Raw genomic sequence first — 19,345 nt, forward strand, 5'->3', positions numbered from 1 at the left:
CGACGAGAGCCTGCTCGCGGAGATGCTTCCGCGCCCTGGCGGTTGCCCTTGGCCGACAATCCCGTGGTCGTCACGTAGGACCACGGGCATGATGTGGAGTCATGCTGTACGTATGCGGTTCGGCTGCCTGCGCTGCTCGGATGCGTGTCGCTGTGGCATGCGGCTTGCTGCGGGGCGGGGTCCCCTTGGCGCCGTGGAGACAAGCGCGTGGGCGGGTGGCGAGATGAACCCCGCCGAAGCGACCGGCGTCGACCCCGGCGACGCACACAACAGCAGCGAGTTCGTGGCCCAACTGCGGCGGCTGAAGACCAGAACTGGCCTGTCCTTTCGTGACATCGAACGACGTGCCCGTCAGCAGGGCTACAGCCTGCCGATGAGTACGGTCGCCAGCGCCCTCAACCGGGATACATTGCCTCACGGCGAATTGATCGGCATGCTGCTGCGCACCCTCGACCTGCCGGAAGACGAAGTGGCTCGATGGCTGGAGGTGCGCCGATCCATGGCCGAGGAACCCCCGGCCATGAAGAGTAGAAGCAGGTCCGTGGGAGCGCCGTGTCTTCTGCCGCCGGCTCAGCTTCCTCTTGTCGGGCGCGACGAGGAGGTCGACGTCGCAGGCAGGTTTCTGAAGGCGGCCGACGATGAATCGCAGTGCCTGATCATCACCGGGCCGGCCGGTGTGGGCAAGACATCCCTGGCCGTCTACCTGGGGCACAAGTTCATCAGTGAGTTTCCTGACGGGCAGCTTTACGCCGACCTCGGCGGTTTCGGTGCGACGCCGGTGGATCCCCGGAAGGTCCTCGCCATATTCCTGCGCGCCCTCGGCATGCGCAGCTCCACGATTCCTCGGGACATCGGTGAGCGGGTGGCGATGTACCGAACGTTGCTGGCGCAGCGACGGGTGCTCGTCATCCTGGACAATGTGGCCAACTCACGAATGGCGCGCGATCTGTTGCCCAACGGCCTGGAGTGCCGGGCCGTCATGACCAGCCGCTCCACTCTTGCCGACAACAGCGGAACACGCCTGCAACTGCCCCATCTGCGCCCGGACGACGCGGTTTCGCTGCTCAGCCACATGGCCGGAAGCAGCCGCACCGCGAAGAGGCCAGCCGTGGCGAACCAGATCGTGAACGAGTGCGGGTGCCTGCCCTTGGCCGTGTGGGTGATCGGCGCCCGCCTGGCCGCCCGCCCGCACATGCCGTTGGAAGACATGGCGCGGGCCCTGGCCGACGAGCGAAGCAAACTCAACGAGTTCACCGTCGGCGACGTCGCCGTACGCGCCAGCATCGAGCTGTCCTATCGACACCTCGCGACCTCCGCCCAGCGAGTGCTGCGGCTGATGAGCTTGTGCGGCAGCACCGACCTCTCCGCCTGGGTTGTGGCGGCGTTGCTCGACACTGATCTCGCCGGTGCCGAGCTCCTGCTGGATCAGCTGCTGGAACTGCATCTGGTGGAGATCCGCTCCACGTCGCGCGGCAGAACCCGCTACCAGATGCACGACATGGTCGCGGCGTTCGCTCGGGAGGCTGCGCACCAGAAGGACGCAGAAGACCATCGGGAACGTGCACTCGACCGGGTGCTCAGTGCTGCACTCCAGCTGACACAGACAGCGGACGTCCAGCTCAGCGCCGACTTTCGCGGGATCACCCGCCACCACCACCCGCCGCAGTGGACGCTGCCGGGCGACGATGCCCATCGCCTGCTGTCGCACCCACTGAGCTGGTTCGACGAGGAGGCGGAGTTCCTGGGCTGGCTCATCGAGCGCCGGATCAGTACCAACGCCACCCTGGCCGGATGCCTGGCGGTGTCGTTGACCACGTTCTTTCAGATCCGCAGTCACTTCGACGAGTGGCGCCAACTGCAACAGAAGGCCCTGGCCAAAGCCATCGCCAATGGCGACCGTCGCACCGCCGTCAAGCTGCACCGATCCCTCGGTGAGCTGGGCACCATTGTCGACCGGTATCCGGAGGCCATCGAGCACTTCCAAAGGGCACTGAACCCGCCGGAGCCGGCGGAGCCGGATTACACCGCCAGCGCCATGGCCGGGTTGGCCTACGTCTACCGGCTCATCGGTCAGCAATCACGCGCGCTGTCCTACTTCGAGCGCGCTGCCGAGCTGGCGCGGTCGATCGGCAATGCAAACTGCCTGACGTACGCGGTCAACGGAAGTGGCGTCATCTGCTTCGAGCGTGGCGACCTCGCGGAGGCCGAGCGTCTTTTTGCGGAGAGCCAGCGGCTCAGCCGGCTCATCGGCTACCAGCCCGGCGAATCGTTGGCGTCGCGGTCGCTGGGCCACGTTCACCGTGCCCGCGGGGACAGCGTGTCGGCCGCCCGATGCTATGCCCATGCGGAGGGCCTGAGCCTGAGCGTGGGCGACAGGTTATCGGCGACACACGCGCGGTGCTGGCTCGGTGATGCGCAGGTCCGGCTGGGCCAACCGGCGGCAGGGCGTCGGCTGCTGGCCGAATGTCTGCATGTCTATCGGGAGTGTGCGAACGAATGGGGGGAAGCGGCCACTCTACTGAACATCGGCAACGCTCAGCTCGCCGCTGGCCGACCGCGCATCGCTCTTCTTCGCGCCACCGCAGCCGCCGCCATCTGGCGACGGCTGAACGCGTTCTACTGGCTTGCGCAGGCACTTGACCAGGTGGCCGCCGCAGCCGACCTGTTGGGAAACAGCGCCGACGCCGTGCGTGCCCGAACTGAGGCGCGGCTGGCCCGTTCGCAGCTCACCTGACGCCGGTGGGTGCGGGCAGCGCGTGACGCACCCACCGGCAGGAGGCGGCGTGGCCGTTACCTGGAGGTACCGCTTTCACCAGGGATAGCGGATCGCTGGGGTCAGCTCCTCGCAGTTGTTGTTGGTGGTACCAGGCGCCTTCGTTCCCAGGCATACCCAGATCGTCATGTACCTCAGGTAGCCCTCGAAACCCCACGAGGTCGCCCCAGCAGTATCAACGGTGTCTTTCTTGCGCTCGAACTTGAAGTCCTGGCCGGATTGGTACTCACCCCACAGCCAGATGCGCGCTGCGACGCCGTCGCCGCTGACCAGATCCTTGACCGAGCTCGTACCGGTCGTGGTCTCGAAGTAGCCGTTGCTCTGCAGGCACCATGAGGTCTTTCCGTAGGCTCCGTTCCGACCGTGCTGGTTCGTGACGTACGCGTCGGAGCCGTAGCAGATGGGATAGGGGGCAGCGGCCGTCGGGGCAGCCGCTGTGGCTGGTATGGCCGACCCCGCCATCGTCAGCCCCAGCAGGGCGGTGCCGACGGCCAGCTTGCGTGTGAAGCTCATTGGAACTCCCTTCGACGGATCGGCGCGGGCTCGCCATAGACGATGACTGCACCGCGGGACAGCGATCCGATCCGACCACATGAGAGTTCGCCTCAGCAGCCCTCGTGCTGTACGAGGGTGTTCGAGTCCGTACATGGTGACGGAACGTGCGTGGCTGGCGGCTGGGCTCACATTCGTACGTCCTCGTATGGGACCACCCCTTCAGCCAGCGACATTTCAGCTGCTTGGCTGCGGGGTATCTCTTCGTCGGCCGGCGGGGCAGTCAAGGTATCCGTCAAGAAATTGAGGAGGCTGATGACTCATGCGGCTTCGCCACGTGATGGTGACCGTCACACTCGCATCAGCGCTCGCGGGTGGCCTTGTGGCCTCTCCCGCTCCAGCCGCTGATCGGTCAATCGCGTCCAATGCTTCCGCGGTGGCGTACTCCGCCGCCTCGGACCGCTCGGCCTGTGTCAACCAAGTCGGCACCCGCACCTACCGTCCGAGCAGCGACGTGCAACCCTCAAGAACCCCGATGTTTACCTGCGCCAGGGCAATACCGGTGCCTACGTGCGCCACGCCCAAGTCCTGCTGTCCTCCCATCTCGGGGCCCCGGGGCCGGGATTCGTCGAGGGCATCTTCGGCCCCACCACCCGCACTTGTGTACGAATGTTCCAGCGCAACGGCGGCCTCTCCGTCGACGGAGTCGTCGGGCCCGACACCTGGTACTGGCTGATAACCATCAACTGAGCAGAGGAGAAGGACTTGAGTACACGCCGCAGGACTCTCGGCATGGCGGTTATCCTGGCCGCCGGCGCACCCATGCTGCTCGACGCGGGCACAGCTCAGGCCGCGACGCCCACGTGCAACACCAGTGTCTCGTACACCACAGTCCACGGTTCTAGCACGACGATACCCGCCGCAAGTCGCAACGTGAGCTGCCTGCTGGCGCGCGGCAACAGCGGCAATGGGGTGAAGGCACTGCAGCTTTCCCTGAACGAATGCTACGGGGAGGATCTCGCCCGAGACGGGATCTTCGGGGCGGGCACCCAGGCGGCACTGCGGCGTGCACAGTCCCAGGAGGGGCAGGCGGCCGACGGGGTCTACGGCCCGCGCACTCGGGACGCCCTTCACTGGCGAGTGGCCGGCTTCGCATGCGACCGGGTCAACGGTCCCGGATGATTACCGCACATACAGCCCGACCGGGCTGTATGTTCCGGCTTCGGCCGCGACCGCATGCAGCCCCCAAGGAGGAACCTGAGACTACCCGCACACCGCGCAGGCCGAGGGGACAAGGTCGTGAGACAGCAATGCCGTGTCCTGGGCACGAAAAGCTCAGGAAATCCCAGGTCGTCACAACGGAACGGGACATTCTGAATGCGGGCCTGCAGCTCTCGACACCCGCCACCTCTATCAGCACGTCGTGGCGGCCGGGACGCTCTACACCCTCACGACGACCACCGAGGTGTGTGAGGAGCTGGGTCTGGCAACCGTGCCCCGGGAGGTGACGCCGGGCCTGCATCCAGTCATGGAGATAGCCGGCGTGGACCGCGACCTCATCGACTGGTCGGCCACCCGCCGCGAGCAGATCGACGCGGCCCTGGAGGGCATCACCGACACTACGTCAAGAAGCACGGGCGGCTGCCCGGCAAGCGCGGCCGCCACGGGCTCGGGTGGTGGGCCTCAGGACACCCGCCGGGCGAAGAAAACCCCGAAGCCGTTGGAGCAACTGCGCGCGTGGTGGCGTACGTCCGCGATCCTGCGCTTCGGCAAGCAGATGGTCGACGGGCTACTGGAGCGGTGCCGCGCGGCCGGGAAGGCGATCCGGGACCGGGTGGGCCCGCGGGTGGACACCGCGCTCGCCGCCGTCGACGTCGCCGCGGTCGTCTTCACCGTGCGCCGCTCCTTCGCCCGCCGCCACGTGCTGGCCGAAGCCCGCCGGCACCTGCTGGAGACCCTGCGCGGCCTTGAGTTCACGCGCGGCCTGGACGACTACATCGCGAACGCGGCCCTGTCCCGCCACTCCCGACAGCTCACCGTTCCCCAGCCCGGCCGCCGGGCCCCGGCCCCCGACCAGCTCACGTACACGCTCGTACCGGCTCGACTCCCGAGGCGACTTGCCATCGGTCCCGGCGACCCACCAGCGGTCCGGCCAGTCGAAGTCGGCGGCTGGGTGATCGACGCGGTCGCAGTCGTACCCGGCGGCGCCCACCCGTCGTACGCGGCCGGATATTCGGTGCGCGACAACGACTTCTACCGGGCCTGGGACCACATCGCCCGGGACTCCACCGCGCCCCGGAACCGGTGCAGCGAGCCCACGCCCGGGTTACCGCCCCAGGAACTGACCTATCAGGACCTCGGCATCATCAGCGGCGTTCTCGCCATCTTCTGGGGGAAACCTCTCCGACCGCATCGGGCGGCGCAAAGTCCTCATCCCGGCCGTCGTCGGATTCTCCCTCATCTGCGGCCTCACGGGGGCCGCGTCCGGTATGGGAATGCTGCTTGTGTTTCGCGCCACCATGGGACTTTTCGAAGGGGCCTACACGCCGGCGAGTATCGCGCACACCTCGGAGTCCTCGACACCGTCACGCCGCGGATTCAACATGGGTTTGCAGCAAAGCCTGTTCGCGCTGCTCGGACTCGGTGTCGGCCCGATCATCGCCACCCAGCTTCTCGACGTGCTGTCCAGCTGGCGATGGGTCTTCTCGTTGGTGGCACTGCCCCGGGTTTGTCGTCGCCTTTCTGCTGTACCGAACCCTGCGGGAGCCAGGTCACGCCGCTGCGGCGAGCCAAGTCCGGGCAGGCACCCGGACCGCGGAAGTTCGCGTCGGTGCCCGCCCGCCCTGGCGATCTTCGCCGAACGCAATGTCCTCCTGGCCACGGCCATGCTGTTCGGCAACTTCTCCTGCGTCTTCGTCATGGTCACCCTCATGCCGAGCTACCTCACCGACTACCTCGGTTTGTCCGCCACTCACATGGGATTCGTCCTGTCAGCCTTTGGGTTCGGAGGGTTCGTCGGATATATCGCCCTGCCTGCACTGTCTGATCGGCTGGGCCGGAAACCCGTCCTTGTCGTTGCCTTCGTCATCGGCATTGGCGCACTCATCGTCTTCCGTGCCATCGGCGCGAACCTCGCAGCTCTGTTCCTGGTGCTGTTCGTCGCCGCCGTCTGTGAATTCGGCGCTCTGTGCCTGCTGACCGGCCCCGTGGTCACCGAGGCCGTGCCCGCGGCTCTGGTCGCCTCCGCGGCCGGATTGCCGATCGGCATCGGCGAGATCGCCGGAGGTGGGCTCACTCCGGTCATCGGCGAGTTCATCGCCCAGCATTTCGGCATCAACTCCATCATCTTCGTCGCGATCGTCGGCCTCGCAATCAGCCTGACGATGTCACTTTTCCTGCGTGTGAAACGGCGCCAATCCGAACAAAGGGCCGCCTGGGCGAGGAGCCGGTCGACGTCGCCACAGCACGGTGACCACCGCCGCGACGACGTGACACCACGGCCGGTTCGACTCAGTCGAACCGGCCTTCGTCTGCGGGGTACACGGACGCGCCCCTTGAATGCCACGGTCTGCTGGCCCAGCACGTCGCAGCCGGTTGATCGGTCGTCATGTACTCGAAGTAGGCGTGCACCATCGCCGGACCGACCCGCTTGATCAACCCGCCTGTCACCGTGCCGTGTTCAACCTGCCAGGCGTGCTTGGTTTTAGCCTCGGCCCGGTTCAGATTGTTCGGACGATGACAGACGTGCAGGTGAGTGCTGCGGCACTCGTTGCAGGCCGCGTTCTCGCGCAGATGTAGGCCAATCAGATGCAGCCCGCAGAGCTCACCGACCCGAAGGCCGCCATCGGCGAGCCAGGTCACCACCAGCCGGTCCCAGGCGGAGTTCACCCTCTCCAGCAGTCTGTCCCTCGCCCCGTCCGGGAGCATCTTCGGATGCCGGCGGTGTGGGCCCTGCGGCGCGAGCGGATTCGCGGGCATCGTGGATTTCACGTGTCCCAGGAACGAGCGACGACGGTCCACTCGCGACGGCAGCCGGGTGCCATCCAGCTTCTCACCGACGTCGACGTTGATGCCGAGGGAGGCTTGGTGCAGGTAAAAGCTCTTCAGTCAGGACGCCGCGATCGACAGTGCGGACCGACATAGGGGCGCTTGCCGACCCGCCAGGGCTCGCCGAGCGGCATACGGACCCCGGCGCCGACGATGCCCATATACCTTTCCAGGTCGCGTACTTGGACCGTGTCGAAGGCCAGGCATTCACGCTCCAGCCACCGCAGATGATCCACCAGGTAGGTGTTGGAGCCCGTGTAGCCGGACACGTACTGGCAGAACAAGGTGCCCACCGAGGACATCATCTTCTCGATATGAGGCTTGTCACGAGTCGTCGACTGCACCCGATCAGCACGGTCGGCCCGGAGTTGTGAGGGTGGCGCATCCCTTCCATCCCTGGTCCGGGCGGGAGTTCACGTTCGTTGACCGGCGCCGGACCTGGGACGAGGACAGGGTCGCCTTCCAGGACGAGGACGGGCAGCTGGCGTCGCTGCCGGCGGCCTGGACGGACCTCGATCCGGTCGATCCGTTCGTCACGATGGCCGCGGGCCGGTGCCCGTTCCGCGTGGAGGACCTCCTGGCCGTCGCCGGGCTGATCGACGCTCTCCGTGTACGGGTGTCGGGAAGATGATGCCGTGACCGTCGTCTGATTCACGCCCGGCCGGACGGCCGGGGTGATCGACGGCGCGCGGAGGTAGCCAGCCGGAGCACTTCTGATCTGGTGGTTTGCCTCCGCGCGCCTGCCTTGTGGTCTTGGCCGGTCCGGGTGTCGGCGCGAACCTGGTGACACGGCTGGTGACAGGGGAGGCGGACGCGATGGCGGTGACGGCGAAGGATCCGAAGGTGGCTGTGCTGGCCGCGTCGAGATCGCTCAACCCGCATCCGGAGAAGGTGACCGACGAGGTGTTCCTGGCCTCGCCGTTCTGCGACCCGCGCGACGTGGTGCAGGTCAAGTACGAGATGGTGCGGCGCGTCCGCGTCGACAAGGTGCCCGTGGCCCGGGCGGCCCGCGCCTTCGGCTACTGCCGTCAGGCGTTCTATGAGATTGCCGCCGCCCTGGACGTGGGCGGTCCGGGTGCCCTGGTCCCCGGCAAGCCGGGCCCGAAGGGGCCGGTCAAGCTGACCGCACCGGTCATGGATCGAATCGACGCCTGGCTGGCCGCCGACGCCGCGCTGACCTCGAAGGAGATCACCGAGAAGGTCGCCGGGGAGTTCGGCTTCAGCGTCCACCCGCGGTCCGTCGAGCGCGCGCTGTCCCGGCGGCGCGAGCCGGAAAGCGCCGGTGAGGACGAGCCCATATCCCGCTGCCGCCCCGGGCGGTGACGTCACGGCGGGCGTCACCGAGTACGAGCGGCTGCGCGAGAGCGCGGGCCGCGGCGGGTGCCGAGGCGGGCTGGGCGTGCTCGTTGCCCGCGGCAAGGCCGCGTATCTGAAGGTGGCAACTTCGCTGGCCGCCGCGGCAGCTCCGAGGACAAGGAATCCGGGCCCGTCGGCCGCCGGTGCGGTGGCCACCACGCTGGACGCGGAGGTCATCCAGGTGTGGTCCCGGATGGTCTGGGCCCACGCCAACTCCCCCTGATCCACCGCGAGATGAGAAGGCACGGGAACATCGATGAATGACCAGTTGTTCGGTCCGGCCGCCAAGGTGACGGCCTCCCACCTCGCCAGAGACGCCTACCTGTATGTCCGGCAGAGCTCGCTCAAGCAGGTTCTGAACAACACCGAGTCGACGGTGCGGCAGTACGGGCTGAAGGAGCGGGCGATCGCGCTGGGGTGGCCGGCCGACCGGATCCACGTCATCGACACCGACCAGGGCCAGTCCGGCGCCACGGCCGCGGACCGGGAGGGCTTCCAGCGGCTGGTCACCGAGGTCGGCATGGGACACGCCGGGATCGTGCTCGGCCTGGAGGTCTCCCGCCTCGCGCGCAACAGCACCGACTGGCACCGGCTGCTGGAGATCAGCGCGATGTCCGGGACGCTGATCCTGGACGAGGACGGCCTCTAGCCCTGCGACGTCAACGACCGCCTCCTGCTCGGGCTCAAAGGGACCATGTCCGAGGCGGAGTTGCACCTGCTCAAAGCGCGTCTTCGGGGTGGTCAGCTGTCCAAGGCCCGGCGCGGGAAACTGGTCCAGCCGCTGCCGATCGGCCTGGTCTACGACGGCGCCGGAAAAGTCGTCCTCGACCCGGACACCGCGATCCAGCGGGCGATCCGCACCGTGTTCACGCTGTTCGACACCACCGGCTCGGCCACCGGCGTGGTCAAGGCGTTCAACCACGACCGCCTCACCCTGCCGCGGCGGATCCAGTCCGGCCCGGACAAGGGCAAGGTCGTCTGGGGGCCGATCGCGCACTCGCGGGTGCTGCAGATCCTGCACAACCCGCGCTATGCCGGGGCCTTCGTCTATGGCCGTCACCAGCACAAACCCACAGCGAGCGGGAAGAGCGCACCGGCTTTGCAGCCACGCGAGCAGTGGATCGCACTGTTCCCCGATGCCCACGTCGGCTACATCTCCTTCGACAAGTACGAGGCCAATGAGGCCAGGCTGACCTCGAACGCCGTCGCCCATGGCAAGGACCGCCGCCACGGACCGGCCCGCGAGGGCCCGGCCCTGCTCCAGGGAATGACCCTGTGCGGGATCTGCGGACGCCGGATGACCGTGCGCTACCACCAGCGCAAAGGCGGCCTGGAGCCGGAGTACGTCTGCCAGGCCAAGGGCATCGAGTACGGCAACCCGATCTGTCAGCGCGTGCACGGCGCCGTGGTCGACAACGCCGTCGGCCGCCTCCTCATCGAGGCGCTGACTCCGCACGCGATCACCGCCGCCCTCGCGGTCGCCGACGAACTCGCCGCCCGCGCCGACGAGACCGAGAGGCTGCGGGCCGCCGGTGTCGAACGTGCCCAGTACCAGGTCGACTTGGCCCGCCGTCGCTACCTCGCCGTCGATCCTGACAACCGGCTCGTCGCGGGCAGTCTGGAAGCCGACTGGAACACCGCCCTGCGCGAACTCACCCAGGTCCGCGAAACGTACGAGAGCGCCAGAAACGACGGTGGAGGTGTCCTCGACGACGCCCAGCGGGCCCGGATCACCGCCCTCGCTGGAGACTTTCCCGCCCTCTGGAAGGACCCCGATACTCCGATGCGGGAACGAAAGCGCCTGGTCAGACTGCTGGTCGTCGACGTCACTCTGGTCCGGGCCGACGAGATCGCCGTCCACGTCCGGCTGACCGGCGGCCAGGAGCACACTCTGACCCTGCCCGTCCCTCTGGCCTCCTGGCAGATCCGGCAGACCCCGCCCGAGGTCGTCGCCGCCATCGACGAGCTCCTCGACGACCACACCGACGGCCAGGTCGCCGCCATCCTCACCGAACGCGGCCACGTCAGCGGCACCGGCCACGCCCTCCGGCCCACGATCGTCCGGCACATCCGGAACAGGTACGGACTGCGCAGCCACCCCCAACGGCTCGCGGACCAGGGCATGTTGAGCCTGCGCGAGATCGCCCGGCGGCTCGGCATCGGCCTGAACACCGTCCAGGTCTGGCGGAACAACGGCCTGCTGACCGCCCTTGTCGCCAACGACAAGGGCGAGTACTTCTACTTCCCGCCACCACCCGACCTGGAACGGCCCAGGATCGGACGGCCACCGGGACCACGACCAGCACCAGCTGGAACACCCACCGAATTAGCCCAAGGAGGCGCAGTATGAAGCACGAGGTTTCTCAGCAGGTGAACCAGGGTGCGTGGGCTGGAAGTTGATGCCCAGGAACCGGCAGGAGGATCGGCAGTTGCGGGAGATGAACACCATGCCGTGGTCGCAGACGATGGTCTCCGGCACGATCACCGGTTTCGCGGCAGCGTGCGCCTGTCCTGGGCGGTCATGGCGCCCGCGGCGGAGTCGACGCACACCTCGAACCGCGCATCGTCCCTCATCACCGTCCTCCCGGCACGGCGTCGGCGACCGTCCTCGTCTCGTCCCGGGGCGGGCTCGCCGGGCCGGTCCCGGGCACGGCCGGGCGGGAGCGGCGCGGTCCGCCGCGGTTCTGCAGCACCCGCGCGGTCTTGGACAGGGCGGCGTTGACGACCAGGTATATCGCGGCCACGACGAGGAAGGTTTGGATGAGCAGGTGGCTGTAGGTGGCGTAGACCTGCCCGCTGAAGAGCAGTTCGTAGTAGCTGACGATGTAGCCCAGTGAGGTGTCCTTGATCAGGCCGACCGACTGGCTGACCAGGGAGGGCACCACCCGGCGCAGGGCCTGCGGGAGCAGGATCACGAGCATCGTGCGGCCGGAGGTCAGGCCCAGCGACAGCCCCGCCTCCTTCTGACCGCGGTCCAGCGAGAGCAGTCCGGCGCGGAAGATCTCGGCGGTGGAGGCGGCGATCGACAGCGCCAGCGGCGCGACGAGTTTCCAGTACAGGGGGAGGTTCATCCCGTACTTGGGCAGCGCGAACAGGGTGAGGTAGATGAGCAGCAGGACCGGGACGGTGCGCATGATCTCGATGTAGGTGCCCGAGACCCAGCGCACCGTCCGGTGCGCGGACATCCGGCCGACCGCGAGCAGCAGTCCGAGCGGTCCGGCGATGGCGGCGGCGCCCGCGGCGGCGAGCAGGCTGTACCAGGCGCCGTTGAGGAGGAAGCGCCAGACCGCCCAGGTGGTGAACGGCTGCCACTTGTCGGCGTCGAGCTGGCCGCGGTCGGCGAACCGGTTGACGGCGATGGCCAGCAGTGCGAGGACGACCAGGGCGGTCGCGGCGCTCGCGAGGCGTTCCCTGCGCCGGGCCCGGGGGCCCGGCGCGTCGAAGAGGACGGTGGGTTCGCGGGAGCTCATCGTACGATCGCTACTTTCCGCTCGATGTAGCCGGTCGCGAGGCCGATGGTGAGGGTGACGGCCATATAGGCCAGGCCCGCGCCGACGAAGACCGGGATGGGCTGCGCCTCGGCGAGGTTGACCTCGTTGGCCGCGTGGGTGAGTTCGACGACGCCGACCGCGGCGGCCAGGGAGGTGTTCATGGTGAGTGCGATGGTGACGTTGCCAACCGGCTGGACCACGGCCCGCAGCGCCTGCGGCACAACGACGTACCGCAGTGCCTGAGTCGTGGTCAGGCCGATGGATCTGGCCGCTTCCGCCTGGCCCCGGCCCACGCTGTTGATGCCGCTGCGCACCGCCTCGGCCATGTAGGAGGCCTCGTAGAGTGCCAGGGTGATCACGGCGGTGCTGAACAGCGGGAAGATGACCCCGACTTCGGGCAGCGCGAAGACGAACAGCAGGAGCCACACCAGCAGGGGCACATTCTGGAACAGCTCCACGTACGCCGTGCCCGCGGCGCGCAGTGAGGCGACGGGGCTGACCCTGGCTGCCGCCACCAGCACACCGATGGCCAGCGCTCCGACGAGGGAGAGCAGCATCAGCAGGCAGGTGGACAGCAGCCCGTCGACGAGTTGGGGCAGATGATGGGTGAGCGCGGACACCGGGTTCGTCAGTCCTTCGAGGAGTACACGTCCGGGACGGAGCCGACCACGGGCGGGGTCTTGTCGCCGAGGGTGTCGCCGAAGTTGGCCTTCCAGACCTTGCTCCAGTGGCCGTCATCGATCACCTTGGTCAGCCAGGTGTTGACGAACTTCGACATCTCCGGCTGGTCCTTGGGGACACCGATTCCCATGTTGCCCTCATTGAAGGGCTCGCCGGTGATCTGCAGGTCGGGGCTGGTCTTCACGGTGCCCGCGAGGGTGATGTTGTCCTGGACGTAGGCCTTGCCGCGGCCCTGCTTGAGGGCCTGTATGCACGCGGGGTCGGTGTCGAAGGTGAGGATCTTGGCCTTCGGGGCGGCCTTCTTGATCTCGGGGATGGCCGGGGTGTTGGCACCGGCGATGACTGTCTGGCCGTTGAGATCGGCCAGCGTGGTGATCCCCTGGGTGCCCTTGCGGGTGGCGATCTGGAAGCCGCTGGAGAGGTAGGGGCCGACGAAGGTCACCTGTCTGGCCCGCTCGGGGGTGATGCTGTAAGTCTGGAAGACGACATCGACGGTGTGGTTCTGCAGCAGCGCCTCACGGGTCTGGGTGGCCGAGCTGACGATCCGCACGTTGGGCTCGCCGAGGATGTACGCCGCCAGCAGGCGGCCCATGTCGGCGTCGAAGCCCTCGTACTTGCCGGTGGTCGGGTTCTTCTGCGAGAGCAGCGGCGCGTCGGAGGAGCCGCCGACGATCAGGTAGCCGCGCTTGCGGATCTTGGCCATCGTGGAGTCGTCGGGCATGGCGGCGGCCGCGGCCTCGGGGGCGTCGGCGAGGTAATCGGGGCCGGCGCCGCCGGACTTGCCGGGGACGGGCGGGGCGCTGCCGGGGGAGCCGCCGCAGGCGGTCGCGGTCAGCGCGGCGGCGCAGACGGCCGTGAGGAGCAGGACGGTGCGGTGCGCGGCCGGTGAGGTCGGGCGAGGCTTCATCTGTGTTCCTTGGGTTCGGGTCAGCCGTGGACGAGGATCTTGGAAAGGAACTCCTGGGCGCGCCGGCTGCGCGGTGAGGAGAAGAACTGCTCGGGGGGCGCCTGCTCGACGATGCGTCCGCCGTCCATGAAGACCACGCGGTCCGCCGCGGAGCGGGCGAAGCCCATTTCGTGGGTGACGACCACCATCGTCATCCCGTCCGCCGCCAGCCTCTTCATCACGTCGAGGACTTCGTTGATCATCTCAGGGTCGAGGGCGGAGGTCGGTTCGTCGAAGAGCATGACCTTGGGGTCCATGGCCAGCGAGCGGGCGATGGCCACCCGCTGCTGCTGGCCTCCGGACAACTGCGCCGGGTACTTGGCCGCCTGAGCGCTCACCCCGACGCGGTCGAGGAGTTCCTCGGCCCGGCGCCTGGCCTGCTCGGGCCGGCATCCGAGCACTTTGACCGGTCCGAGGGCCACGTTGTCCAGGACGGTCTTGTGGGCGAAGAGGTTGAACTGCTGGAAGACCATGCCGACCTCGGCCCGCATGCGGGCCAGGGCCTGGCCCTCGGCCGGCACGGGGCGGCCCGCGACGAGGATCTCTCCCGCCTCGGCCGTCTCCAGTCGGTTGATACAGCGGCACAGGGTGGACTTGCCGGACCCGGAGGGGCCGGCGACGACCACTACTTCGGCGGTGGCGACGTCGAGGTCGATGCCGTCGAGCACCAGGTTGGCTCCAAAGGATTTCTGGAGCCCCCGGATGCGGACCATGGGCATGTCCGTCTCCGTGGCACCCTTACTTGATCCACTGAGCATCGCCAACTCCCATCAGTTGGGGCGAGTGGTTGAATGAAAAGTCCAACCATCGAACTAAGTCAAGACCTACTGTCCTGTAATTGCTCGTGATATCTATGGCTCATGGACTTTCAAGTAGGCCACGTCCCGGAGTCGGGATCTCCCTCGCATCTGCTGCGCCTGGTCTCAACCGGCCAGGCCAGCTCGAGATCCGACCTGGTCCGCCTCGTGAAGCTGGCCCCCTCGACCGTCTCGGCGCGGGTGGAGCACCTCCTCAGCCACGGCTACCTGCACGAGTCGGGTAGCGGCCGCTCCCAGGGCGGGCGCCGCCCCCGGCTCCTGGAGATCCGCAAGGACGGCGGGATGCTCCTCGCCGCCGACTTCGGCTCCCGCCACGCGCGCCTCGCCGCCATCGACGTCGCCGGCCGGGTCCATGTGGTGCACGAATACGCCTGGGACCTGGCCGAGGGGCCGGAGCACACCGTGGACTGGCTGGTCGAACGGTGCCAGGACCTGCTCGCCTCACCCGCCATGGGCGGCGTCCCCGCCCGAGGGCTCGGCATCGGCCTGCCCGGCCCCGTCGACCACCACCGCGGCCAGGTCGTCCTGCCCTCGCGCATGCCCGGTTGGCACAGCGCCTCAATCCGCGGCGCCCTGAGCGACCGGCTGGGGCTGCCGGTGGTGGTGGAGAACGACGCCAACCTGATGGCAGTCGGCGAGCACCTCACCGCCCGCGCCGACGTCGGGCATCTGCTGATGGTCAAGATGGGCACCGGCATCGGCTGTGGGGTGATCGCCGCGGGCCATCTGCACCACGGGGCCATGGGGGCGGCCGGCGACATCAGCCATGTCCAGGTCCCCTCGGCCGCCGACATCCCCTGCGCCTGCGGCAACACCGGATGCCTGGAGACGGTGGCGAGCGGCGCGGCCATCACCCGGGGCTTGGAGGAGCAGGGCCTGCAGGTGGACCGCCCCGCCGACATCGTCCGGCTCGTGGAATCGGGCAACGTCGCCGCCACCACCTTGGTGCGCGAGGCCGGCCGCAACCTCGGCGAGGTCCTGGCCACCGTCGTCAACTTCTTCAACCCCGGCCTTCTCGTGCTCGGCGGCGCCCTCGGCGTCACACAGCCGCTGCTCGCCGCCGTGCGCGGCGCCATCTACGAGCGCTGCCTGCCGCTGGCCACCGAGTCCCTGGAGATCGACACCGCCACCACCGGGCCCAACGCGGGTGTCATCGGAGCCGGGCTGATGGTGCTCGAGCAGATCCTGTCCGCACCCGAGAACGGTCAGGAGGCGGCCCAGCGATGACCACCACCCCAGAGGACCGCCGTCCCCTGCTCATCGGTATCGGCGGCATTCACATCGAATGCAGCACCTTCACTCCCCACACCACGTCCTACGACGACTTCGACGTACGCCGCGGCCAGAACCTGCTCGCCCTGTTCGACTTCACCGGGCCCGGCGCCCACGAGTGGACCGAGCAGGTGCAGTGGGTGCCCCTGGTGCACGCCCGGGCGGTGCCCGGAGGCCCGGTGCGGCCCGCCGCCTACGCGGCGCTGCGGGACGAACTGCTCGGCCGGCTCGACGAGGCCGGACCGCTGGACGGGCTCCTGCTCGACCTGCACGGCGCCATGCACGTGCCCGGCCACGACGACATCGAGGCCGAACTCGCCGAAGCGGTCGCCGGCGCAGTCGGCCCCGGCTGCCTCATCTCCTGCCCCACCGACCTGCACGGCAGCATCACCGAGGAGCTGGTCGCGAACGTCGACCTGATCACCGCACACCGCCTCGCACCACACGAGGACGAGTGGATCACCCGGGAGCGCGCGGCCCGCCACCTGGTCCAGTGCCTGCGTACCGGGCAGCGGCCCGCCAAGGCCTGGGTGAGGATCCCGGTACTGCTCCCCGGAGAGAAGACCAGCACCCAGGTGGAGCCCGCCCGCGGCCTGTACGCATCGCTGGCTGAGACCGAGCGGGTCCGCGGCGTCCTGGACGCGGCCCTATGGGTCGGCTATGCCTGGGCCGACGAGCCGCGCAGCGCCGCCGCCGTCGTCGTCACAGGGACAGACGAACGGACCGCGTGCGCACAGGCCCGCCGGCTCGCCGAACGCTACTGGAGCCTGCGCGACGACTTCGCCTTCGTCGGCCCCACGGGCACCGCTCAGCAAGCCGTGGCAGCCGCGGTGAGCGCCGTACGCCGGCCCTTCGTGATCAGCGACTCGGGCGACAACCCCACCGCGGGCGGCGCCGGAGACGTCCCCCACCTGCTGAGCGTGCTGCTCGGCGACAAGGACCTCGCCGCCAGCGGGCTGAGCACCGTCTACGCCGCCGTCGTCGACCCCGAGGCGGTCGCCGCGTGCGTAAGCGCCGGGCCCGGCTCCACCGTGGACCTGTACGTCGGCGGCCGGCTGGACACCGTCCACGGCCAGCCGGTCCGGCTCACCGGCCGGGTGGACTTCGCGTGCGGGCCGCACAGCCCCGGCGGCGCGGCGGCCGTGGTCCACACCGGCGGCGTGCGGACCGTGCTCACCGGCGAGCGCAGGCCCTTCCATCACATCGAGGACTTCACCCGGCTCGGCCTGGACCCGCGCACCAGCGACATCGTCGTCGTCAAGATCGGCTACCTGGAGCCCGAACTGCGGGCACTGGCGGCGGACTGGATGATCGCGCTGACCCCGGGCGGCGTCGACCAGGATCTGCCGCGGCTGGGCCACCGGCGCCTGCGCCGCCCGCTGCACCCGTTCGACCCGGACATGCCCGCCCCCGACCTGACTCCCCGTCTGATCCCCGCAAGGAACGCGGCCGCCGCCCCCGGAGCTGCCCGGTGAACGACCTCCTCCACCTCGGTGCCGACATCGGCGGAACCAAGACCGAGGCCGTCCTGACGGCGGCCGACGGCACGGTCCTGGCACACCGAAGAGTGGCCACCCCCGCCCTCGACGGCCCCGACGCCGTCCTCGCCACCGTGACCGAGACCCTCAGGCGGCTGCGTGACCGGGCCGGGCGCGCAGCCCGTATCGAAGGCATCGGCCTGGGCACGCACGGCATCGTCTCCCACCCCGATGGCACGGTCACCCACGCCTCACAGGCACTGCCCGGATGGACCGGCACACCCCTGCGCCGAGCTGTGGAGGACAGCCTCGGCCTGCCCGTCGTCGTTGACAATGACGTCAACACCCTGGCGTTCGCCGAGATGACACTGGGGGCCGGAGCCGGCCACCACAACCTGCTCTTCGTCACCGTGGGTACGGGTATCGGCGGCGCGGTCATCACCGGTGGAAACCTCCTGCGGGGCAGCCACGGCTCGGGCGGGGAACTCGGCCACGCCCCCTCGGCGGCCGCCGCGGGACTGCCCTGCTCCTGCGGCGGCACCGGGCACCTCGACACCGTGGCCAGCGGAACAGCCATCGCCCGGGCCTACCACCACAGCAGCGGCCGGCCGCTGGACACCCGGCAGATCGCCGACCTGGCATCCGCGGCGGATCCCCACGCCCAGCACGTCCTCGCCGCCGCCGCAAGCGCGTTGGGCGAGGCGATCGGCGGCCTCGTCAGCGTCCTCGACCCCGACCTCGTCGTCGTGGCCGGAGGCGTGGCCTCCTCCGGGCCCTGCTGGTGGGACCCGCTGCGCACGGCCGCACGAGCCGCAACACTGCCGCCGCTCAGCGGAATCACCATCACCGGTCCCCGCCTGACCCACGCCGCCGCCGCACGCGGAGCAGCGGCGCTGGCCGCCCACACCTTCGCCCCGAACAGGCCACAACCGCAGCCCTGCGTCACCCCCTGAAACCACCACACCCCCGCCGCGCCGCCGCAGCGTGGGCGGCGCGACGCCAGAACGCCCGCACGGGAATCCGTCACCGGAGACGAGCGTCACCTGCACACCGCCGCTTCTCCGCCGCCTGCCCGGCGCCTGACAACGCTTCGTCGGCCTGCGGGAGATCCCTCGACAACCGCGCCAACCGCCTCGCTCAGGCCATCCACACCGAACGCTCAACCGGCCAGCCAAGCCCTCAGCTGCCACGGTTCACGCGGGTGAGAGGAGGGGGGCCTACGCCTTCCTGCCCGGCCTGCGAGTGCTTCGCCTGCGCGCTGACGGCCGACGATGCACCCAGCTCGCCGCGCCCCACAACGACTCCAGCAGAACCCCGGAAGCCCACATGCTGATCGCACTGCTCACCGTGCCTGTCGTCGACCTCACCGTGGTCTTCGTCGCCGCGGTCGTGTACGACGCAAGCGCTGGGTGAAACGGCAACCCGGCGCATTCCGCGGCGCCATCCGGGTCGAAGGCGGAGAGACCGACGGCGCCCGGCCCAAGTGGAGCCGGGGGTACGGACGGCCTGCATGGCGGCGAGGACGCGGGCTCGGTGTTCCTGGGAATCGCCCGGGGAGGCGCGCAGGCCCTGCCGCTGGGCGCGATGGTTTCCGGTGGCGTTAGGCGATGGCGGTCAGCAGGAGTCGTCGGAGAGCAGCGACTGGAGCACCACCTTGACCAGGGCGGTGAGCAGACGGGGTGGCTCTGTTTCCAGGTCCGCGGGGGCAGTTGTGGGCAGGCGCAGCCTCCACCGATTGGTGTTTCGGCCGGTGCTCTGGTCGCAGACGGCGGGCTGGTCATGGAGCAGGGTGGCGTCTGCGCGGATCTCGACGTTGAGGCGTCCGGGCAGGAACAGCGGGTCCTGTACGGCGAGTTCGCCGAGGTACACCTGGAGTGCTGCGCTGTAGCGTTCCGCGGCTAGCGCCGACAGCCGTTCGTTCGGGCTTGATCTCCCAGTCGACGCCGAGCGCGTTCCAGGCATGGCGGCGTGTGGGGCCGGCGTCGCTGGAG

The 19,345-nt window shown here is 69.0% G+C and carries 21 protein-coding genes and 1 pseudogene; 14 read left to right on the plus strand and 8 right to left on the minus strand.

Translation table 11 applies throughout. The features are described from left to right. Window positions 1-223: 223 nt before the first annotated feature. Complete coding sequence (locus OG293_RS38160; protein ID WP_406003315.1) at window positions 224-2,734, plus strand: ATP-binding protein; 2,511 nt, start codon at window positions 224-226, stop codon at window positions 2,732-2,734. Window positions 2,735-2,809: 75 nt separating this feature from the next. Here the strand turns inward: OG293_RS38160 and OG293_RS38165 are convergent, their stop codons facing one another. Next, window positions 2,810-3,286, minus strand: a complete 477-nt coding sequence (locus tag OG293_RS38165) for a hypothetical protein (protein ID WP_406003316.1) — start codon at window positions 3,284-3,286, stop codon at window positions 2,810-2,812. A 549-nt stretch (window positions 3,287-3,835) separates the two neighbouring features. Between OG293_RS38165 and OG293_RS38170 the strand changes: the two genes are divergently transcribed. The 3 genes and pseudogenes from OG293_RS38170 to OG293_RS38180 all read left to right on the plus strand — a co-directional run. After that, window positions 3,836-4,015, plus strand: coding sequence for a peptidoglycan-binding protein (locus OG293_RS38170; RefSeq protein ID WP_406003317.1), 180 nt, complete (start codon window positions 3,836-3,838; stop codon window positions 4,013-4,015). 15 nt (window positions 4,016-4,030) lie between these two features. After that, window positions 4,031-4,447, plus strand: a complete 417-nt coding sequence (locus OG293_RS38175; RefSeq protein ID WP_406003318.1) for a peptidoglycan-binding protein — start codon at window positions 4,031-4,033, stop codon at window positions 4,445-4,447. A gap of 241 nt (window positions 4,448-4,688) precedes the next feature. Continuing rightward, window positions 4,689-4,961: pseudogene (locus OG293_RS38180) on the plus strand (relaxase domain-containing protein); the annotation flags it as partial. Window positions 4,962-5,054: 93 nt separating this feature from the next. Here OG293_RS38180 and OG293_RS38185 read toward each other — a convergent pair. After that, window positions 5,055-5,477 (minus strand): hypothetical protein, encoded by a 423-nt coding sequence (locus tag OG293_RS38185; protein ID WP_406003874.1) that lies wholly within the window; start codon window positions 5,475-5,477, stop codon window positions 5,055-5,057. A gap of 199 nt (window positions 5,478-5,676) precedes the next feature. Here OG293_RS38185 and OG293_RS38190 point away from each other — a divergent pair, with 199 nt between their 5' ends. Further along, window positions 5,677-6,918 carry an MFS transporter gene (locus tag OG293_RS38190; protein WP_406003834.1) on the plus strand — a complete coding sequence of 414 codons (1,242 nt, stop codon included), beginning with the start codon at window positions 5,677-5,679 and terminating at the stop codon, window positions 6,916-6,918. 450 nt (window positions 6,919-7,368) lie between these two features. Here the strand turns inward: OG293_RS38190 and OG293_RS38195 are convergent, their stop codons facing one another. Further along, entirely contained in the window at window positions 7,369-7,656 is a 288-nt protein-coding gene (locus OG293_RS38195) for a hypothetical protein (protein WP_406003319.1), read from the minus strand. A 32-nt stretch (window positions 7,657-7,688) separates the two neighbouring features. On the opposite strand from OG293_RS38195, the gene OG293_RS38200 reads away from it, so the two are divergent. From OG293_RS38200 to OG293_RS38220, 5 genes are all read left to right on the plus strand, one after another. Then, entirely contained in the window at window positions 7,689-7,943 is a 255-nt protein-coding gene (locus OG293_RS38200; protein ID WP_406003320.1) for a DUF5372 family protein, read from the plus strand. Window positions 7,944-8,065: 122 nt separating this feature from the next. Further along, complete coding sequence (locus OG293_RS38205) at window positions 8,066-8,635, plus strand: helix-turn-helix domain-containing protein (protein WP_406003321.1); 570 nt, start codon at window positions 8,066-8,068, stop codon at window positions 8,633-8,635. After that, window positions 8,595-8,891 (plus strand): hypothetical protein, encoded by a 297-nt coding sequence (locus OG293_RS38210; RefSeq protein WP_406003322.1) that lies wholly within the window; start codon window positions 8,595-8,597, stop codon window positions 8,889-8,891. The genes OG293_RS38205 and OG293_RS38210 overlap by 41 nt, the downstream gene beginning before the upstream one ends. A gap of 33 nt (window positions 8,892-8,924) precedes the next feature. Continuing rightward, complete coding sequence (locus tag OG293_RS38215; protein ID WP_406003323.1) at window positions 8,925-9,317, plus strand: recombinase family protein; 393 nt, start codon at window positions 8,925-8,927, stop codon at window positions 9,315-9,317. A 45-nt stretch (window positions 9,318-9,362) separates the two neighbouring features. Continuing rightward, entirely contained in the window at window positions 9,363-11,018 is a 1,656-nt protein-coding gene (locus OG293_RS38220) for a recombinase family protein (protein WP_406003324.1), read from the plus strand. Window positions 11,019-11,241: 223 nt separating this feature from the next. Here the strand turns inward: OG293_RS38220 and OG293_RS38225 are convergent, their stop codons facing one another. Genes OG293_RS38225 through OG293_RS38240 form a run of 4 tightly spaced genes read right to left on the minus strand, consistent with a single transcriptional unit; the run spans window position 11,242 to window position 14,499 of the window. Continuing rightward, window positions 11,242-12,138 carry an amino acid ABC transporter permease gene (locus tag OG293_RS38225; protein WP_405997511.1) on the minus strand — a complete coding sequence of 299 codons (897 nt, stop codon included), beginning with the start codon at window positions 12,136-12,138 and terminating at the stop codon, window positions 11,242-11,244. After that, entirely contained in the window at window positions 12,135-12,779 is a 645-nt protein-coding gene (locus OG293_RS38230; RefSeq protein WP_406003325.1) for an amino acid ABC transporter permease, read from the minus strand. The genes OG293_RS38225 and OG293_RS38230 overlap by 4 nt, the downstream gene beginning before the upstream one ends. 8 nt (window positions 12,780-12,787) lie before the next feature. Next, a complete protein-coding gene (locus OG293_RS38235) occupies window positions 12,788-13,747 on the minus strand; it encodes a glutamate ABC transporter substrate-binding protein (RefSeq protein ID WP_406003326.1) in 960 nt (319 codons plus the stop codon). Between the two features lie 20 nt (window positions 13,748-13,767). After that, the gene (locus OG293_RS38240; RefSeq protein ID WP_406003835.1) at window positions 13,768-14,499 is read right to left on the minus strand and encodes an amino acid ABC transporter ATP-binding protein; all 732 of its coding nucleotides are present in this window, start codon (window positions 14,497-14,499) and stop codon (window positions 13,768-13,770) included. 147 nt (window positions 14,500-14,646) lie between these two features. Here OG293_RS38240 and OG293_RS38245 point away from each other — a divergent pair, with 147 nt between their 5' ends. The 4 genes from OG293_RS38245 (at window position 14,647) to OG293_RS38260 (ending at window position 18,767) form a co-directional block, all read left to right on the plus strand. Continuing rightward, the gene (locus OG293_RS38245; RefSeq protein WP_406003327.1) at window positions 14,647-15,831 is read left to right on the plus strand and encodes an ROK family protein; all 1,185 of its coding nucleotides are present in this window, start codon (window positions 14,647-14,649) and stop codon (window positions 15,829-15,831) included. After that, the gene (locus tag OG293_RS38250) at window positions 15,828-17,351 is read left to right on the plus strand and encodes a M81 family metallopeptidase (protein WP_406003328.1); all 1,524 of its coding nucleotides are present in this window, start codon (window positions 15,828-15,830) and stop codon (window positions 17,349-17,351) included. The genes OG293_RS38245 and OG293_RS38250 overlap by 4 nt, the downstream gene beginning before the upstream one ends. After that, complete coding sequence (locus OG293_RS38255) at window positions 17,348-18,307, plus strand: ROK family protein (RefSeq protein WP_406003329.1); 960 nt, start codon at window positions 17,348-17,350, stop codon at window positions 18,305-18,307. The genes OG293_RS38250 and OG293_RS38255 overlap by 4 nt, the downstream gene beginning before the upstream one ends. Before the next feature lie 289 nt (window positions 18,308-18,596). Continuing rightward, window positions 18,597-18,767, plus strand: coding sequence for a hypothetical protein (locus OG293_RS38260; RefSeq protein WP_406003330.1), 171 nt, complete (start codon window positions 18,597-18,599; stop codon window positions 18,765-18,767). A 201-nt stretch (window positions 18,768-18,968) separates the two neighbouring features. Here OG293_RS38260 and OG293_RS38265 read toward each other — a convergent pair whose 3' ends face one another. Continuing rightward, the gene (locus OG293_RS38265) at window positions 18,969-19,316 is read right to left on the minus strand and encodes a hypothetical protein (protein WP_406003331.1); all 348 of its coding nucleotides are present in this window, start codon (window positions 19,314-19,316) and stop codon (window positions 18,969-18,971) included. Between the last annotated feature and the right edge of the window lie 29 nt (window positions 19,317-19,345).

This window comes from Streptomyces sp. NBC_00829, from assembly GCF_045161795.1.
GTDB lineage: Bacteria > Actinomycetota > Actinomycetes > Streptomycetales > Streptomycetaceae > Streptomyces.

Bases quoted from the DNA above. Each gene is read 5' to 3' on its own strand.
- OG293_RS38160 (WP_406003315.1), top strand. From the start codon at position 224: ATGAACCCCGCCGAAGCGACCGGCGTCGACCCCGGCGACGCACACAAC.
- OG293_RS38165 (WP_406003316.1), bottom strand. From the start codon at position 3,286: ATGAGCTTCACACGCAAGCTGGCCGTCGGCACCGCCCTGCTGGGGCTG.
- OG293_RS38215 (WP_406003323.1), top strand. From the start codon at position 8,925: ATGAATGACCAGTTGTTCGGTCCGGCCGCCAAGGTGACGGCCTCCCAC.
- OG293_RS38220 (WP_406003324.1), top strand. From the start codon at position 9,363: ATGTCCGAGGCGGAGTTGCACCTGCTCAAAGCGCGTCTTCGGGGTGGT.
- OG293_RS38225 (WP_405997511.1), bottom strand. From the start codon at position 12,138: ATGAGCTCCCGCGAACCCACCGTCCTCTTCGACGCGCCGGGCCCCCGG.
- OG293_RS38235 (WP_406003326.1), bottom strand. From the start codon at position 13,747: ATGAAGCCTCGCCCGACCTCACCGGCCGCGCACCGCACCGTCCTGCTC.
- OG293_RS38240 (WP_406003835.1), bottom strand. From the start codon at position 14,499: ATGGTCCGCATCCGGGGGCTCCAGAAATCCTTTGGAGCCAACCTGGTG.
- OG293_RS38245 (WP_406003327.1), top strand. From the start codon at position 14,647: ATGGACTTTCAAGTAGGCCACGTCCCGGAGTCGGGATCTCCCTCGCAT.
- OG293_RS38250 (WP_406003328.1), top strand. From the start codon at position 15,828: ATGACCACCACCCCAGAGGACCGCCGTCCCCTGCTCATCGGTATCGGC.
- OG293_RS38265 (WP_406003331.1), bottom strand. From the start codon at position 19,316: ATGCCTGGAACGCGCTCGGCGTCGACTGGGAGATCAAGCCCGAACGAA.